A 17,563-nucleotide genomic window follows, 5' to 3' on the forward strand; every position below is an offset into this window, starting at 1 on the left:
CTTCATATCCTCCTTAAATGTACCTGGAACGCCTGGTATTCCCCTGTCCCGGACGGAATGGGGATTCCGGCCGACATAAGGCCTGCTCCCGGATATTCGGTCCCTGTATCCTCATCCCTGTACATGGCCTCGGGATCCAGCCCCTCCATAGGAATATACAATGACAGCGGATTGCCGTGGGTCTCCAGAGCAACTGTATTTAACAGCGCCTCCCCCTTATCCTCACTCACAAAGAGCCATGCGGCCGCTTCCCTGTCCTCAAAGGGATTCGTCAGCCGGTAATACGCCCCGTCATGAATCAGATGCCAGTATTTATGGTACGCGTCTATCTGCTCCCTCACGCAATTCTTGTCTTCTTCCGATATGGCGCTTAAATTCAGCTCATATCCAAAACTTCCCGCCATGGCAACCACTCCCCTGGTTTTCATGGGCGTAATTCTGCCTGTCTGGTGGTTTGGCACTGCTGATACATGGGAACCCACTGCGCTGATTGGGTAGCCAAAGGAAGTTCCGTACTGAATCCGGATGCGGTCCACCGCATCGGTGTTGTCACTGCACCAGATTTGGGGCGTGTAATACAGCATGCCTGCGTCAAAACGCCCGCCGCCGCCGCTGCACCCCTCAATCAGAAGGTCCGGATAGCGCTTTGTCAGACGCTCCAGGAAGTCATAGAGTCCCAGCATATACCGGTACAAAATACTGCCCGGACTGTCTCCACCCGCCATTTTACCTGCCGCGGAATATACGTCCGCTATGCTGCGGTTCATATCCCATTTCAGATACTCTATATGGGCGCTGTCAAGGACCCGGCAGATACTGTCAAAAATATAATCCGCCACCTCTTTTCTTGAAAAATCCAGCACCAGCTGGCTTCTGCCCCGGACCGGCTTTCTTCCGGGCACAGCAAAGGCCCAGTCCGGATGTTCCCTGTAAAGACTGCTGTCCTCAGACACCATCTCCGGCTCCATCCAGATTCCGAATTTCATTCCCAGGCCGTTAATCCGGCTAACCAGGCTGCCCAGGGAACCGCCCAGCTTTTTTACGTTTACCTGCCAGTCTCCCAGACCGGAGCAATCCGAATCCCGCTTTCCGAACCATCCGTCGTCCAGCACCATCATTTCCACGCCCAGTTCCTTTGCTTGTCTTGCGATATCCAGTATCTTTTCCCCGGTAAAATCAAAGTAGGTGGCTTCCCAGTTGTTGATCAGCACAGGCCGGGGAATGGTCTTGTACTTTCCCCTGCAAAGGCTGCGGCGCATGGCCTTATGGATGCTGCGCGACAATGTACCCAGCCCATGGCCGCTGTACCCCATGATAACCTCAGGCCCAAAGAAAATCTCCCCAGGTTTAAGCTCATAGGAAAACATCTCATCCTGAAGCCCCATAGACATCCTGGTCTGACCGTACTGGTCCGTCTCCGCCTCTGCCTTAAAGGCCCCGCTGTACACAAAGGACATGCTGTAACAGGGGCCATGGTTTTCGGTTGTCTCCCGTCCTGCCAGTATCAGAAATGGATTATACTGGTGGCTGGAAGTCCCTCTGCGGCTTCCTATGACCTGGGCGCCGTGGCACAGGGCGGTTCTCTGGAAATTGCGCTCCATTGCGTGGCGTCCGTAAAACTGAATCAGATCGTATTCCCCGTGAAGGAAGTCCAGACATGCACTGTATACCCGTTTCAGGGCTGCCGGGCCATTCCCTTCATTTTTCACACAGACTGCCCTGGTAATAATGTCGTATCCGGGGAATACGCCGTAGAGCAACGTAACCGCCAGTCCGCTGACCTGGTCTGTCAGGTGTATCTTAAGGCTCTCTGCGTCCTCCAGGCCCTCCCCATACATGGAAGGAAGGCCTGGAAGGCTGTATTTCCCTTTGCTTATTTCATATCCTCCATAGCGCAGATTCAGCCCATAGGATTTGTCAGCCTGTTCCACTGCAAGGGCAGGGCTTCTGAAGTCCCCTGAGCCCTGATATGGATATTCCTGGGGAAGGGCGTCCAGGGAATAGGTTCTGTCGTCACCTGCCTCATATGGATTGGGTGAGAACCCCCGGTCCCCAAAGGTAAGCAGATATTCCATGGAGCCCTCTGTCCTGTCCCCGTAGTACAGGTGAAGCAGATTCCCATAGTAATCTGCCTTCATCTGATATGTGGAGTGGTCCGTGTGAAGGGTGAATATCCTTCCATTTTCCTGATACTGTATTGCCATGTGTCATCCTCCGTCTCTGTTATCCGTCTCTGTTTTCTATCTTTATCTCCATCTCTATTTTCCGCCTGTCATTGCAATTCCTTCTATAAACTGCTTCTGGAATACCAGATACAGAATCACCATGGGAACCATAGCCAGGACAGAGCCTGCCATCAGCACCGGATAATTGGTGGTGAACTGCCCTCTCAGGGTAGAAAGACCGGCAGACAAGGTCATCATGTTCAGATCCGTGTTGGCAATCAGAGGCCACATCAGATCTGCATAAGCGAACACTGCAGTGAAGATGGTAAGGGCAGCCATGCTGGCCTTGGTCAGAGGCATCATGACCTTGGTAAAGGTCTGCCACTTGGTGCAGCCGTCCAGGTATGCGGCCTCCCCCAGCTCATCCGGAATGCCCATGTAAGCCTGCCTGAGGAAAAAGGTGCCGAACGCGCTGACTAACCCCGGAAATACCAGCGCAAACATGCTGTTTGTCAGTCCCATTCTGGCTAACATCTGGTACTGGGGAATAATAAATATCTGGGACGGCAGCATCATCTGTACAATCACCAGGGAGAACAAAAGATTCTTTCCCCTGAATTTAAGCTTTGCAAATGCGAACCCGGCTGCTGAGGAAAACGCCACCGCGCAGAGCACCCGAAACAGAATCAGCAGCGCCGTATTCACATACAATTTCATAAAGGGCAGGGAGGCGATGGCTCGCAGGTAGTTCTCCTTCATCCACTGCTTCGGCAGGATGGTCGGCGGAATCTGTACGCTCTCCCCTGCCGACTTAAAGCTGGTGAACACCATCCATATAAACGGGAATATCATAAGCAGGGCTCCCGCTCCCAGGGCCGCATACACAAGGGCGGTATTAATACTGCGGTTTGTCTCCAATGATTTCATATTTTCCCTCCATCCTAAACTTCATAGTTGACCCACTTCTTCTGTCCCCAGAACTGCAGAGCTGTCACGGCTCCTATAAGCAGTACGGTCCACACAACAATAGCGGAAGCATACCCACGGTTTCCTGCCACAAAGGACTCACGGTAAAAGAGATACATCAGTGACTGGGCATTTGTAAGGGCCGGATTGGTCTGGTCCACCATCATGTAAATCAGGTCGTACACCTTAAGGGATGCCATGAGCCGCATGATTAACACCACAAAGAGGGTGGGCGACACCATGGGAAGCGTAATCTTAAAAAACTGCTGTATTTTGGAAGCCCCGTCCAGGCTGGCGGCCTCATAGTAGCTCTTTGATATATTTTGTATTCCTGACAGCAGCAGAACCGCGTCATATCCCACGGCGCTCCAGACTGCCACCACCGCACAGGCCGGAAGCACCAGCTTGGGGTTGGTCAGCCAGTTTATTCTGCTTCCGATGATCTGGTTGATAATGCCGTACTCTGCGTTGAAAATCCATTTCCACACCATGGCTATGGCTGCCGGCGCAACCACCATGGGCAGGAAATAAATGGCTCTGAAAGCAGCCTTTGCCCGAATCTTCGCATTGAGCAGCACAGCGGTCAGCAGGGAAAGGAAAATTCCCAGGGGCACGGTCAGAATACAGAAGTAAATGGAATTCCAGGTTGCCTTCCAAAACTCCTTGTTCCCAAACATCTGCACATAATTTTCCACTCCGCTGACCTCATAGTACCCAAAGGGATGGGTGGTGGAAAAGCTCAGTACCAGGGTCTGCAGGAACGGATACACGTTCAGCACAATCAGACCTATTATCGTAGGGGCAATGAGCAGATAGCCCCATTTTGCATCCTCTGTCAAATATTGTTTCTTACCCATCATTCTCCTCCAGTCCTGCCATCATTACGGCGCCTTTGCTTCGTCCACCAGTTTCTGCATATCCTCCAGTCCCTGGTCCAGACTCAGCTCACCGCTGTATATCTTTAACAGCAGGTCGTTAATCTGGGTTTTCCAGTTGGGTCTGGATGCATTGTTGACGCTCTGTACACCATAAGGAAACATATCCACGCATTTTTGGACATCCAATTTGTAGTCATATTGGTCAAAGGCGCTTATCCACGTATCCTCCAGCCCCTTGTAGGCCGGTATGGCTGCGCCTGACAGCCCCTGGACCCTCTGTCCTTCCTCGGAACCTGCAAATTTCAGGAAATCCCTTGCGTATTCCAGCTTCTTTCCCTTGGCTCCGGTGGAATAACACAGGCCGTTGGATATGGTGGCTCTGCCGTCTCCCCGGACCGGGTCCGGGCACTTGGGAAGCACGGCCACATCCCATTTTCCGATCATCTCCTTGTTATTCTCCATAAAGGAAATAAGGTTCCAGTTTCCCTCCAGGTACATGGCCCCCTGCTCTGACATGAATGCGTTGCCCGGAGCCGTCTCAGCAAAATAGTTCTGATCAGGGCACCACGGCTCCTTCTGAAGGCCGATATAAAATTCCATGGCCTTCCTTGTGCCGGAATCCAGAAACCCTGCCCTGGTCTTATCCTCGTTCAGTATGTAGCCTCCTGCCTGGTATACGAAATTCCAGTATCCCAGCTGCTCATCCGCATATGCCATATATCCGTATTTTCCGGTTCTTTCATAAATCTGAGCCGAAGCCGACGTAAGGTCATCCCACGTCCAGGACTCATCAGGGTAAGCCACCCCTGCCGCATCAAACATCTCTTTGTTATATACCAGGCAGACCGTATCCTTATCCTTGGGAACCCCATACATCCGCCCGTCGGAGCCCCTGGCATTTGCCAGCGAAATATCCGAAAAATGGGTGGTATAATAATCCGGCTCCACATCGTCATATAAATCCGTCACATCCTCCAGTTTTCCATAATCCGCATATTTAAGAATCTGATTGGTGTGCATCCAGAAGATGTCCGGCAGCTGTCCTGATTCTGCCGCCGCATCCAGCTTGGTCCAGTACTCATCCCAGCTGGTAACCTGAACCTGGATTTCCACCTCCGGGTTCTTATCCATATAAGCCCTGGCTACTGCTTCCATACCGCCTCTCTGGGCATTGTCCCAAATCTGGAAGTTCAGATGCACCAATCCATCCGAGGCCCTTGTTCCGGAGCCGCATCCTCCAAGCAAAGCAGCCCCCAGCACGGCTGCGGCCGCTGTGAGAATTCCCTTTCTGAACGTTTTAAGCATAATATACCCCCTGTCATCCCTGTTCCTTCTATTCTAAAACCATCCAATTTGTCGCCTTCATTCCATCCGGATTTCTTTGATAACTACATGATATCATGGGTTTTAAGGCAGGTAAATATTCTGCTTACACAAAAAATATACCCAAATGCTATTTTTATACCTATAACTTGATATAGGCTGGCATTTGGGTATATAATGATTAAAAAGGGGGTTTTCAGGCAATGAGCAATGTACTGTTTTCTATATTTCCCAACGAGCGCTTCGTGGATTTGGGGTTATATCAATACGGCTGGGAACAGTGTGAACCGCTGCACTCTTATGGTCCCTACGCCAGGAACCACTATCTGTTCCACTACTGCATATCCGGCACAGGCACCCTCATATCCACGGATTCCAAAGGGGAATCCCACACCTACCAGATTAAAAGCGGGGAAGGGTTCCTGATTTATCCCAAGCAGATCAACACCTACTTTGCAGACAAGAACCATCCATGGGAGTACACCTGGGTGGAATTTGACGGCCTCCGCGTAAAGGAAGCCCTGGAGCTGGCAGGACTGACCATGGATGCCCCTGTATACCATTCCAACGCCCGTGACCTAAGCCTGGATCTGAAAAATGAAATGCTCTACATTGCCAGGCACTCCGACCAGTCGCCCTTCCACCTGATTGGCCACCTTTATCTGTTCCTGGACTATCTGACCCGCTCCTCTGCCTCCCGCAGGCTGTTAAAGACAGGCCGTCTCCAGGACTTTTATATCCGTGAGGCCACATCCTTCATTGAGCAGAACTTCCAGAACGACATATCGGTGGAGGACATTGCCGCTTTCTGCAATCTGAACCGCAGCTACTTCGGCAAAATCTTCCGCGACGCAGTGGGTAAGAGTCCTCAGGAATTTCTTATCAGCTACCGCATGACCAAGGCCGCCGAACTGCTAAAGCTTACGGAGCTGAGCATAAACGACATCAGCAATGCTGTGGGTTATCCTAACCAGCTCCATTTTTCCCGCGCTTTTAAAAAAACATACGGCATCCCGCCCCGCCAGTGGCGCCAGGAAAACAAGATGGCTCCTGCCACCTAGGGCCAGGAGTATTTACTGCCGTATGATATACAGACATATGGTATACAGCCGTATACTTACAGATACTTCTCCTCATACTCCTCCACGGGTATGGGCCTGCTGAACAGGTATCCCTGTGCTGTCTCCACCCCGCAGGTACGAAGCACGGACATCTGCTCCTCTGTCTCGATTCCCTCTGCCACCACCCGGATTCCCATTTTTTTGCAGATTCCCGCTATGGACTCAATGATGGCCTGGGCCTTGGGGTTATTGACCATGTCGTCCACCATGGTCTTATCTAATTTGAGCACGTCGAATTCCACTGAGGATAACAGGGACAGATTCACATACTCTGTTCCAAAATCATCCAGGGCAACTGTAAATCCTGCCTGGCGCAGTTTCCCTATGAGCTCCTTTAAGTCAATTTCCGGCGCGTTCCGTATGCTCTCTGTTATCTCGATTTCCAGCAGTCCCGGAGAGATTCCATATTTATCACACAGCTTCACCAGCTGTTCCACAAAGGAGGGCTGGGCCAGGGAAAACCTGGAAAAGTTCACTGAAACAGGAAATGCCTGCTTCTCCCGGTCAGCCCACTCCTTTACCTTGGAACAGATAAATTCAAAGACAAAGAAGTCCACCTGGCTGATGGTCTGGGCTTCCTCCAGAAGGGGCAGGAAATTGCCCGGCAGCACCATGGACCCTTCCTTGGACTGATATCGTATCAGCGCCTCTGCCCCCACCGCGGACCGGTCCGCAGAGGAAACCTTTGGCTGCACATAGACCACAAAATGATTCTTTCCCAGTTCGTCTGCCAGTACCTCCGGGTTGGACAGATTGATTACCTCGTCGCTCTGGTGCCTGTAGCGCCGGGACACAGGACTCCGGCGGTAAAATTCTTTCTTATCCTCATACATCCTTGCATCTGCATCCGCAATAATTTGGGACAAATCATCGCTTCCCTCTGCCCAGCGGCTGCCCACGGCTGCCCTGCATATGGAATCCCGCTCAAAATTCTTCCTGAGCAGCTCCACCTTTTCCTCAAATACTTCCTTGCTCCATTCCCGGCAGATGATGACAAATTCATCCCCGCCGATTCGGTAGAAATCAGCTCCATCAAACGTCTCCCGCATCCTCCTGGCGCATTCCACCAGTACCTTATCTCCAAATGCGTGGCCTCTCAAATCATTGATATCCTTCAGGCCGTTGACATCCAGATATACGATGCCCACCGGTGAATCCGTAACTCTCAGGTTATCCGTATCGGCAGTATACCGGTTGCGGTTGTAGAAGGAGGTCAGGGTGTCATGATAGCTGAGCCTGTTTAATTCCTTTTCATTCTCATCCCTGCGGTAGGACAGCATAAGGAAATAACCCAGCGTGCGCAGAAGGGGGCCGATATTGACCAGCTGTTCCAAAGGAGGATTATCCACTCCAATGGCACCGCAGAAATGACCGTCCCGTTCCAGAGGCGCCGCCACCAGACTGGTGATCCCCTGGGCCGTTAAAATCTCATACTCATTCCTGTAGTTCTCCTTCAGATCCTGCACATCCTCTAACACCATACATTCCTGCCGGTCAAAGATTTTAAGCCACCGGTCGATGAATTCCAGAGGCAGGCCCTGCAGTGTATCCATCTGGGATTCCACACCCTCGGCGCACCACTCGTATTCATTGTACAGCTTACCATCCCTCAGCATGAATACATAAGACCGGTCCGCGTTCATGAACCGTCCCAGTTTATCAAGGATGACGGTTAGCGTATCCCCGATGCCCCTGTCCTCATAAAGGCTGCGCACACAGTCCACCAGCATATCCTCTGCGCGAAGGGCAAACTTAAGGCTCTGTTTCTCCTTTTCCGCTTCCGTCACATCAAAGGCAATCTCCAGACGGGCCGGCCTGTCATTCCATTCGATCAGGCGGTCCTTTAACAGATAATGGCGGCCTGTTATGGGATTGGTATTCTCCCACGTGACAATATTACCGTAATCCGTAAAATGCTCACTGCAGAACGGACATGGCTCACTGAGTCCATGGAATACCTCATAACAGCGCTTTCCTTCAATGGAATCCAGATGAAAATTTCTCATCCCGGCCTCATTCAGAAACAGCAGCTCATGGGTCTCCACATCCGAGACATACATCATCTCGGATATATCGTTGAGCGGCGCGCGAAGCGTATCCCACATACGGTCCAGACGCTGCTTCTGCTGCCGGTTGGCATTTTCCTTTTCCCGTATAACGGCCTGCATCTTATCCTGCCTGCGCTCCTGCCATACCAGGATTCCCCACACACCCATGGCGCCAAGTATCAGAATTCCGAATCCCCTGCTGGTGCGGTTCACCTGTTTCTCAGTATACTGCTCCGCCGCTGTCACGGTTGTATCCGCCAGCTGGAAATAACGCTCGCTGAGTTCAAACAGCTCTTCTGAATCCTTCCCCTGCCTCACCAGCATGATTTCTTCTTTAAGCACCTGCCACTGGTCCTCCATAGATGACAGCAGCTCCTGGTAGGCCTGATCATTCAAACGGATGAGGCGGTTTTCCCCCACCCCGGTGGCCAGCTCCTCCATAATGCCGTCCAAACGCGCAATAAGGGCGTCATCCGTCCGCCCTTTCAATTCTTCCTTTACAAGGCGTTGGGTGGCGCCTCTGACAACACCTGTATAGTTGATGACCCTGGCATTTCCCTGGAGATTGTGTATGGACACAAGGGACAGGCCTCCCAGTCCCACCAGGGACAGGAAAAGAACAATGGGAATCAGTCTTTTCTTCATACGTACCATCCTTCATAACCGGATGCTCTCCGGCACTTTCATATCTTAAGTATAACACTTAATTTCATTAAATCCAGCAGGATTTTACTATTTATTCTAATTGTTACCACAGGGGTGACTTCCTTCTGAAAATGTTATATAATATTGGGTATCAAAGCAATGCGGAGAACAGATATGGATTTAATCAACCAGTTCATAGAGAATTACAAGAAAAAGATGAACTTTTATGAAACAGCCGGCCGGATGGCTGCCCGGCAGTTAGAGAGCGCCCTTCAGGCAGCCGGTATACGGGCCATCGTGACCTCCCGCGCCAAAGCCCCGGGGCGTCTGAAAAGCAAGGTCCTCATACGCAATTCCAGGCGGGCGGTCCCCTATAAAAACATGCGTGAAATATACGAGGATATCGCAGATCTGTGCGGTGTCAGGGTGTCACTGTACTTCCCCGGTGACCGCGACAAGGCGGACAGCCTTATCAACGACCTTTTCACCCTTCTGGAGACCAAGCAGTTTCCGGAACAGTCCAAGGCGCCTTCTTATAATAAGCGTTTTTCCGGTTACTGGGCCAACCACTACCGGGCTCATATGAGGGAGGAATCCCTGGACCGTTCCCAGAAAAAGTATACCACGGCCCGCATTGAGATACAGGTGGCTTCGGTCCTTATGCACGCCTGGTCCGAGGTGGAGCACGATCTGGTCTACAAGCCCCTGCAGGGAACCCTGTCCGATGAGGAGCTGGCGATTCTGGACGAGCTGAACGGCCTGGTCCTTGCCGGGGAAATTGCCCTGGAGCGCTTGCAGAACGCGGGCAATGAGCGCATACGGAACAAAAATGCAGAGTTCGGTTCCCAGTACGAGCTGGCTTCCTACCTGTATAATTATCTCAGCAACAATTTCCGTCCCGAGGACATAGAGCTGCGCATGGGGAATATTGAGCTGCTGTTCAAACTCAGCAGCCGCCTGAAAATAAACAGCGTAAAAGAGCTGGAGCCAGTACTCAAATCCGTGAAATTCGAGAAGGACCGGCGCAACATTTCCCAGCAGATCATTGACCAGATGATTACGGGCAGTGAAAAGCGTTACCATATTTACCAGGAGCTGCGGGCCGGCCAGGACGGCATAGGCGAGGACGAGCGCCATGCTGTGGAATATTTTTTCAGCCAGTGGGTTCCCCTGGAACAGCTGCTTAACCGCGTCTCCTCCAAAAACTCCCCCAAGGTGCGGGGAGCCTTCAATATCAACACCCTGAAGCGGCTGAATCTGCTGGACAAGGAGTGCATCAACCAGATTGTGTCCCTGCGCAAGATCCGCAATGTGCTGATTCACGATATTGAAATTCCGGAAGCAGATTATATCAACCGGCAGGGAGACGAAGCCCAGTCCCTGTTCCTCAAGCTGTCGGAGCAGTTTGCCGCCCCGGCTTAAGATCAAAGGTTACTTAAACCGGCTGCTTTTGGCGTTTTTCGTGGATGGTAATGGGGCACAGGCATCCGGGGCGGGCCATGGCGGCGGGCACAGGCCGTCATCATCCCCTTCCCCAGAACCTGCGGATTTCATCCCGGCTCAGCCCCAGCGCAAACTCCTTTTTCAGCACCAGGAACTGTTCCAGTTCCAGCAGACCCAGGTACAGTAAGGCCCGGCTCTCAAATTCCTGCCTGCGGACAGGAAGAGGCTGGGCCTTCATTTGTAATTTCACCTGTTCGAGCTCATCCAGCAATCCCAGGGCATTGTTCCTTTCGTGGAAGGAACCGCTTACAGATTGAAGCAGGTCCGCCACCACCAGCGCCTGGTCCGGTGTGGACTCCATTCTTGAAAAGCAGTCCCGCATCCTGCAAAGGATGGCAAACTGGTTCTTCCTCAGCCCCATATAGGCAAGATAATAGCGTGTGTCCGCCAAAAGACTGTTCTCCATCCCCTCGTAGGCTCTGCGTTCGCCCTGCTCCAATGCCTGCCCCAATGCCTGTTCCAGGGCCTGAAACCCGCGGCCGTCCGGCTGCTCCCCATTCTCTCCCGGTGTTCCCAGCTCTGATGCCATCCGGCTCAGCAGGCTGATGAACGTTTCTTCAATCTCCCCCTGTGCAGAGCGTATGGCTGTCTCCGTTCCGGGAATATACAGGTTGAGCACAACGCCCACTCCCGTGCCCACAAACAGCAGAAGGGCTTCATTGGCAATATCCGCCATTCCCATGGATCCCTCAGCCAGAATATGGGTCATCAGGACCGTGTTCACGGATATCCCCTCCTGTATGCCCCATTTCATACACAGCGGGGTAAACATCAGAAGAAAAATCCCCATTGCCAAAGGCCGGTACCCTGCCAATGCAAAGGATACCGGCCCCAGGACCATTGCCGCCAGGAAAGCCAGAAACCGCCTGCCTGTAACCCGTATGGTTTCCCGCTTCGTATCCTGGATACTGAGCAGGGTAATCACACCGGCAGAGGAGCTGTATCTAAGGCCCAGCGCCTGGGCAGCCGCCATGGCCAGCATGCTTCCCACGGCTATTTTTAGGATTTTAAGTAAACGGCTGTACCTGTGCATATACACCTCCCGGTCACTTTATGACCCCCATTGTCTGTCATTATCTGTCATTGTCTCCCAATTGACCGGCATCCATACAAGCCAGGGACGTACGAGGCCGGCTGCCAGACCGGCTTATACCCCGCCGGAATGCTCTGCCAGCTTATGCTCTGCCGGAATGCTCTGCCAGATAAGCATCCAGTATGGCCGCTGCCAGTCCAACCAGCGCCTTGCAGGGGCGCGACTGGTAGTAGGCTTCGGTCCTGTCAGACGGTATGAAGCTGTCCTTTCCCGTTCCCTCCAGGCCCAGAAGTTCCCGGCACAGCAGCGTTCCCGTCCTCTCCTTTTGCGGCTGTCATGTCCTGACAGCCCTGTTCCTGCCGGACAGCAGAGAACCGGCTGTCCGCCGGTTCTCTGCCTCCGGAATTATCCGGAAAAATCACTTGAAATTATACTCAGTTACAATCTTCTCACGCCCGGTGGTCACATCTGTAAAATACTCATACAGGCAGATTCCCAGGTAAGAACCCGATATATTCCACACATTCCTGTACCCCCGGTTCACAAGGGCCATACACGCATTATAGCTTCTCTGGCTGGAGCGGCAGTGGAGATACACAGGGCGATCCCTGGGTATCTCATCCAGACGGTCCCGAAGCTCCGACAATGGGATATTGACGGATGTCTTTAAATGGCCCAGGCCGTACTCATTCTTTTCGCGCACATCTATAATGCACGCGCCTGTCTCCACCAGCTCCCGCACCTTCGTCACAGGCACCTGCCGCACTCTTCCATAGAGCAGGTTCAGGGCCGCCAGGGCTGCCTGGTTTACCACATCCTTGGCAGTGCCGAATACCGGGGAATAACACAGCTCCAGCTCCTTCAAATCCTCCAGGGTGCCTCCCATGGAAATCATGGCCGCAATGACATCTATCCTCTTATCCGCATTTCCCCGTCCAATGGCCTGGGCTCCCAGAATCTTTCCTGTGGGATATTCATAAACCAGCTTAAAGTGCAGTGGAGCGCTTCCCGGCATAAGCCCCACCTTGTCCGTGGGTATGATATACACAGAATCATGGGGAATGCCGGCTTCTGCGGCTGCTTTTTCGTTCAGTCCGGTGGCCGCTGCGTTCAGGTCAAAGATACGGACCGCACAGGAACCAATGACCCCCTTGTTATTATGGGGTATGCCGTACATATGGTCTGCCGCTGCCCTGGCCTGTCTCTGGGCCGGTCCCGCCAGAGCCAGTCTGGACGGCTTATGGGTCAGCCGGTTAAACACCTGGATGGCGTCTCCCACCGCATAGATGTCAGGGTCACTGGTCCTGTAATTATGATCCACCTTAATGGCCCCAGTCTCTCCCAGCTCCAGCCCCATATCCTTAGCAAGTCCGGTCTCAGGCGCAACACCGATGGCCAGCACAGTCATCCCTGCCCTGACAGCCTTACCCGAAGCCAGGGTAATGCTGTCTTCCCCGATGGCGCTGACACCGTCATTTACGATTACATCCACTCCATGGTCCAGCAGCTCCTTCTGGAGCATCTGAACCATATCATAATCAAAAGGCGCCATAATCTGGTCCTGGGCCTCAATGACAGATACATGCCTTCCGTCCATGTTCAGATTCTCGGCCACTTCAATGCCGATGAATCCTCCTCCCACCACAGCCACATCCCGGATCTGGCAGTCGGTGACAAATTTCTTCAGGTTCACAATATCCGTCACATTCCTTACAGTGAATACATTGGGCCTGTCCACGCCCTCCATGCTCTTTGGCCGGATGGGACTCGCCCCCGGAGAGAGGACCAAAATATCATACCGCTCCTCATAGACATCCCCGGTACACCCGTTTTTTACCCGGATGGTTTTCTTCTCCCTGTCCACTGACAGCACCTCGCTGTCCGTTCTCGCCTCTATGTCATACTGCTTCTTAAACTTCTCCGGACTCATCATGACCAGGGCATCGCTGTTCTTTACCGTGCCGCTGAGGTAGTAGGGGAGGGCGCAGTTGGAAAATGACACATGATGACCTCTCTCAAACATGATAATTTCAGACCGGGCATCCAGTCTCCTGGCCCTGGCCGCCACAGACGCGCCGCCTGCCACACCGCCAACAATCAATATTCTCATTTGCTCTGTTCCCTTTCTTCTGATATAATTCTCTCAAAACATGCATCCGCAATGTCCGCAGCCATACAAATCATGTCGAGACAGCGGGTATCTTCTTTTTTATAGGTCTTAACCAGCTCACAGCAGGCATCCGAACCAAAACGCTCCACAAATTCCTCCGCAAATGCGGCCACAGCCGGTTTAAGCTCCGGGGTGGCATGAGCCCTCTCATGAATGAGCCGGTAGCTGATGGCGGAACATCCTCCGCACAGCGCGCCGCACGCCTTCCCGCATCCCATTCCCCCTCCGAATCCGCCCACCAGCTTTACCGAATCATCCGGTATACCCAGGCAGTATTCATCATTCAGTGCCCGCAGCATGGCTTCCGCACAGTTATTATCCTTTTCGATGAAGTACTCATAAATCCTGTCCCTTGTCATCTTATCTCTCCTGTTCTCTCAGAGTATGATTGATCCATATTATAAATATTAGCACGTTCCAAGCCGTCAATGCAAGTTCTTTGACATTTTCCACTGAAAAGCCCCTTATCCTCATTTTTTCCTCTTCCTCTGGCAGGCATGAGACAGCGGCCCCCCCGAATAAGCAGCGGGTGAGAGCCGGGAACGCAGGGCGGATGAGAAGCCCGCCCTGGCTGCGAAAAAGGGAGCCTGGTTTCCAGCGTTCCGGTGCATCCAATCATGATACACCAGAACCTGGAGCACCCGACTCCCAGTTCGCACTATTCTCCTAAATTCTGGAATACAGCCTTAAGCGCAGGATACATCTGCCTGAACTTGCTGTACTGTTTTTCATATTTCTCCGTCAGTTCCCCATCAGGTTCAATGGTTTCCGTCACTTTCACGATGCTGTCAGCAGCAGTTTTCACATCCGGGTACTCTTTGCAGCCCACGGCCGCCAGTATGGCGCCTCCCAGGGCAGGGCCTTCCTCATTTTCAACCACATCCACCTTTACATTCATGATGTTGGCCACCATCTTCTTCCACAGCGGGCTCTTTGCGCCGCCGCCGCAGATTTTAGTGCGGTCAATGCGGATGCCCAAGCTTCTGGCCACCTCCAGCGAATCCCTGAGTCCGTATACCACGCCTTCCAGCACGGCCTGGGTCATCTCCTCCCTGCTGGTATCCATGGTCATGCCGATAAAACATGCCCTGGCCCTTGGGTCGTTGTGGGGAGAACGCTCTCCCATGAGATAGGGCAGATAGAACACATGGTTCTCACCCAGCTTAACGATTCCCTCCTGTTCCCTGGAAAACTCCTTGGTCTTAAGGATTTCCTCCATCCACCACTTGTTGCAGGAAGCAGCGCTGAGCATACATCCCATGAGATGGAAATGTCCGTCCGCATGGTCAAAGGAATGAAGGGCATTGTTGCAGTCCACCTTAAAGCTCTCACTGGAAATAAAGATGGTTCCGCTGGTACCCAGGGAAATGTTGCAGCATCCCTCGCCAACGGTTCCTGTTCCAACAGCGGCAGCGGCATTGTCCCCTGCGCCGGCAATGATTTTTACATCCTGTGAAAATCCCAGCTCCTTAGCCAGTTCCTCCTTCAGATTTCCCACTACCTCATAGCTCTCATACAGATCCGGGAGCTGTTTTCTGGTAATGCCGCACAGCTCCATCATTTCCTCGGACCAGCACTTATGGGCCACATCCAGAAGCAGCATGCCGGATGCATCGGAATAATCCGTACAGAAGCTGCCTGACAGCCTGTAAGCCAGATAATCCTTTGGCAGCATGATCCTGCATATGCGCGCAAAGTTCTCCGGTTCATTTCGCTTCATCCAGAGAATCTTAGGGGCCGTGAAGCCGGTGAAGGCAATGTTGGCCGTGTAAGCGGACAGCTTTTCCTTGCCGATGGTCTGGTTCAGGTAATCTGTCTCCTTCTCGGACCGTCCGTCATTCCAGAGGATGGCCGGGCGGATGACCTCATCCGCCTGATCCAGTGTCACCAGACCGTGCATCTGGCCTCCGAAGCTGATGCCTGCCACCTGTGATTTGTCACACTCCGAGGTCAGCTCCTTCATGCCGTCCATGGAGGCCGTAAACCAGTCCTCCGGGTTCTGTTCCGACCATGCGGGATGGGGGAAATACAGGGGATACTCCCGTGAAACCACCTTGTGGATTCGTCCGCTTCCATCCATTAACAACAATTTTACTGCTGAGGTTCCCAGGTCCACTCCTATGTAAAGCATATCTTTCCCTCCCTGCATTTTTATGCAAATGGATTCTCTGTCTTATATCTTACGCTCTTTGGCTGGTTGTAGCCGATTTCCTCCACATCCACGCCAATGTACTTGAATACCTCAAACAATGCCTTGCCGTAGTTTCCGAAGGCAACAGCCCCGTGATGCGGATAGTTCTTCTCGATGAGCACATGGCGGTAGAACCTTCCCATCTCCGGAATGGCGAACACGCCGATGGAGCCAAAGGAACGTGTGGCAACCGGAAGCACCTCTCCCTGTGCAATGTAGGCTCTCAGCTTGTTGTCTGCCGTGCTCTGGAGACGGTAGAAGGTAATGCTGCCCGGCTTGATGTCTCCCTCCAGTGTTCCCTGGGTTACTTCGATTGGAAGAGCCCTGGCCATAATCATCTGGTACTTCATCTCACAGAAGGCCAGCTTTCCGGAAGCAGTGTTTCCGCAGTGGAAGCCCATGAATGTATCCTTAAGTGTGTAATCAAATTTGCCCTTGATATCAGCCTCGTACATATCCTTGGGCACGGTGTTGTTGATGTCCAGAAGGGTAACCGTATCCTGGCTGATAACCGTGCCGATGTACTCGCTGAGAGCTCCGTAGATATCAACCTCACAGGACACCGGGATTCCCTGGGCTGTCAGGCGGCTGTTCACATAGCAGGGTACGAAACCGAACTGTGTCTGGAATGCGGGCCAGCATTTTCCGGCAATGGCCACATATTTGCGGTAGCCCTTGTGCTCCTGCACCCAATCCTTTAAGGTCAGCTCATACTGAGCCAGCTTGGAGAGAATCTCCGGCTTCTTGTTGCCTGCTCCCAGTTCTTCCTCCATCTCCTTTACAATACCTGGAATCCTCTCATCCCCTGCATGCTTGTTGAAGGCCTCGAACAAATCCAGCTCGGAGTTCTCTTCTATCTCCACGCCCAGGTTGTAAAGCTGCTTGATGGGCGCGTTGCAGGCCAGGAAGTTAAGAGGTCTTGGGCCGAAGCTGATGATTTTCAGCTCGCTTAATGCAGCCACTGCGCGGGCAATGGGTACAAACTCATGGATCATGTCAGCACAGTCCTCAGCATCCCCTACCGGATACTCCGGGATATATGCCTTGATGTTGCGCAGCGCCAGGTTGTAGCTGGCATTGAGCATACCGCAGTATGCGTCGCCGCGTCCCTGGCACAGATTATCCCCGGACTCCTCGGCTGCTGCCACGAACATTTTAGGTCCGTCAAAATGCTTTGCCAGCAGGGTCTCTGATATCTCAGGGCCAAAGTTGCCCAGGTATACGCACAGGGCGTTGCAGCCTGCTTTCCTGATGTCCTCCAATGCCTGAACCATATGTATCTCGCTCTCCACGATGCATACAGGACATTCGTAAATTTCTGAAGCGTCATATTTAGCCTTGTAGGCTTCCACTAATGCTTTTCTTCTGTTGACAGAAAGAGACTCCGGGAAACAGTCCCTGCTCACTGCCACGATTCCGATTTTTACTTCTGGTGTATTGTTCATTGTACTTTCCTCCTCATACATGAATAATCTCTCGGAATCTCTAAGCCAGTAAATATAAGGCTTTCAGATTCCTTT

The 17,563-nt window shown here is 52.5% G+C and carries 12 protein-coding genes; 2 read left to right on the forward strand and 10 right to left on the reverse strand.

Going from position 1 to position 17,563, the window contains the following annotated elements:
• Positions 1–2: 2 nt before the first annotated feature.
• The 4 genes from LI015_RS25755 to LI015_RS25770 are packed head-to-tail and all read right to left on the reverse strand — an operon-like array spanning position 3 to position 5,314.
• Positions 3–2,204 (reverse strand): alpha-galactosidase, encoded by a 2,202-nt coding sequence (locus tag LI015_RS25755; RefSeq protein WP_227126626.1) that lies wholly within the window; start codon positions 2,202–2,204, stop codon positions 3–5.
• A gap of 54 nt (positions 2,205–2,258) precedes the next feature.
• Positions 2,259–3,092, reverse strand: a complete 834-nt coding sequence (locus LI015_RS25760) for a carbohydrate ABC transporter permease (RefSeq protein WP_002565118.1) — start codon at positions 3,090–3,092, stop codon at positions 2,259–2,261.
• Positions 3,093–3,106: 14 nt separating this feature from the next.
• The gene (locus LI015_RS25765) at positions 3,107–3,988 is read right to left on the reverse strand and encodes a carbohydrate ABC transporter permease (protein ID WP_002565119.1); all 882 of its coding nucleotides are present in this window, start codon (positions 3,986–3,988) and stop codon (positions 3,107–3,109) included.
• Positions 3,989–4,012: 24 nt separating this feature from the next.
• Positions 4,013–5,314, reverse strand: coding sequence for an ABC transporter substrate-binding protein (locus LI015_RS25770; RefSeq protein WP_117625942.1), 1,302 nt, complete (start codon positions 5,312–5,314; stop codon positions 4,013–4,015).
• 221 nt (positions 5,315–5,535) lie between these two features.
• Here LI015_RS25770 and LI015_RS25775 point away from each other — a divergent pair, with 221 nt between their 5' ends.
• On the forward strand, positions 5,536–6,393 hold the full coding sequence (locus LI015_RS25775; protein ID WP_002572287.1) for an AraC family transcriptional regulator: 858 nt from the start codon (positions 5,536–5,538) through the stop codon (positions 6,391–6,393).
• Between the two features lie 56 nt (positions 6,394–6,449).
• On the opposite strand, the gene LI015_RS25780 is transcribed toward LI015_RS25775, so the two are convergent.
• On the reverse strand, positions 6,450–9,146 hold the full coding sequence (locus tag LI015_RS25780) for a sensor domain-containing phosphodiesterase (protein ID WP_118018600.1): 2,697 nt from the start codon (positions 9,144–9,146) through the stop codon (positions 6,450–6,452).
• Positions 9,147–9,320: 174 nt separating this feature from the next.
• On the opposite strand from LI015_RS25780, the gene LI015_RS25785 reads away from it, so the two are divergent.
• Positions 9,321–10,568, forward strand: a complete 1,248-nt coding sequence (locus LI015_RS25785) for a RelA/SpoT domain-containing protein (protein ID WP_227126627.1) — start codon at positions 9,321–9,323, stop codon at positions 10,566–10,568.
• A gap of 100 nt (positions 10,569–10,668) precedes the next feature.
• Here LI015_RS25785 and LI015_RS25790 read toward each other — a convergent pair whose 3' ends face one another.
• From LI015_RS25790 to LI015_RS25810, 5 genes are all read right to left on the reverse strand, one after another.
• Entirely contained in the window at positions 10,669–11,682 is a 1,014-nt protein-coding gene (locus LI015_RS25790; RefSeq protein ID WP_227126628.1) for an aromatic acid exporter family protein, read from the reverse strand.
• 418 nt (positions 11,683–12,100) lie between these two features.
• Positions 12,101–13,792 (reverse strand): FAD-dependent oxidoreductase, encoded by a 1,692-nt coding sequence (locus tag LI015_RS25795; RefSeq protein WP_227126629.1) that lies wholly within the window; start codon positions 13,790–13,792, stop codon positions 12,101–12,103.
• The gene (locus LI015_RS25800; protein WP_002565126.1) at positions 13,789–14,211 is read right to left on the reverse strand and encodes a C-GCAxxG-C-C family (seleno)protein; all 423 of its coding nucleotides are present in this window, start codon (positions 14,209–14,211) and stop codon (positions 13,789–13,791) included. Before LI015_RS25800 ends, LI015_RS25795 begins: the two co-directional genes overlap by 4 nt.
• 299 nt (positions 14,212–14,510) lie before the next feature.
• Positions 14,511–15,983 (reverse strand): xylulokinase, encoded by a 1,473-nt coding sequence (xylB, locus tag LI015_RS25805; protein ID WP_002565127.1) that lies wholly within the window; start codon positions 15,981–15,983, stop codon positions 14,511–14,513.
• 20 nt (positions 15,984–16,003) lie between these two features.
• Entirely contained in the window at positions 16,004–17,488 is a 1,485-nt protein-coding gene (locus tag LI015_RS25810) for an L-fucose/L-arabinose isomerase family protein (RefSeq protein ID WP_002565128.1), read from the reverse strand.
• Between the last annotated feature and the right edge of the window lie 75 nt (positions 17,489–17,563).

It is taken from the genome of Enterocloster sp. 210928-DFI.2.20 (genome assembly GCF_020554465.1).
Taxonomy (GTDB): Bacteria; Bacillota; Clostridia; order Lachnospirales; family Lachnospiraceae; genus Enterocloster; species Enterocloster bolteae.

Bases quoted from the DNA above. Each gene is read 5' to 3' on its own strand.
- LI015_RS25755 (WP_227126626.1), bottom strand. From the start codon at position 2,204: ATGGCAATACAGTATCAGGAAAATGGAAGGATATTCACCCTTCACACG.
- LI015_RS25760 (WP_002565118.1), bottom strand. From the start codon at position 3,092: ATGAAATCATTGGAGACAAACCGCAGTATTAATACCGCCCTTGTGTAT.
- LI015_RS25765 (WP_002565119.1), bottom strand. From the start codon at position 3,988: ATGGGTAAGAAACAATATTTGACAGAGGATGCAAAATGGGGCTATCTG.
- LI015_RS25770 (WP_117625942.1), bottom strand. From the start codon at position 5,314: ATGCTTAAAACGTTCAGAAAGGGAATTCTCACAGCGGCCGCAGCCGTG.
- LI015_RS25775 (WP_002572287.1), top strand. From the start codon at position 5,536: ATGAGCAATGTACTGTTTTCTATATTTCCCAACGAGCGCTTCGTGGAT.
- LI015_RS25780 (WP_118018600.1), bottom strand. From the start codon at position 9,146: ATGAAGAAAAGACTGATTCCCATTGTTCTTTTCCTGTCCCTGGTGGGA.
- LI015_RS25785 (WP_227126627.1), top strand. From the start codon at position 9,321: ATGGATTTAATCAACCAGTTCATAGAGAATTACAAGAAAAAGATGAAC.
- LI015_RS25790 (WP_227126628.1), bottom strand. From the start codon at position 11,682: ATGCACAGGTACAGCCGTTTACTTAAAATCCTAAAAATAGCCGTGGGA.
- LI015_RS25795 (WP_227126629.1), bottom strand. From the start codon at position 13,792: ATGAGAATATTGATTGTTGGCGGTGTGGCAGGCGGCGCGTCTGTGGCG.
- LI015_RS25800 (WP_002565126.1), bottom strand. From the start codon at position 14,211: ATGACAAGGGACAGGATTTATGAGTACTTCATCGAAAAGGATAATAAC.
- xylB (WP_002565127.1), bottom strand. From the start codon at position 15,983: ATGCTTTACATAGGAGTGGACCTGGGAACCTCAGCAGTAAAATTGTTG.
- LI015_RS25810 (WP_002565128.1), bottom strand. From the start codon at position 17,488: ATGAACAATACACCAGAAGTAAAAATCGGAATCGTGGCAGTGAGCAGG.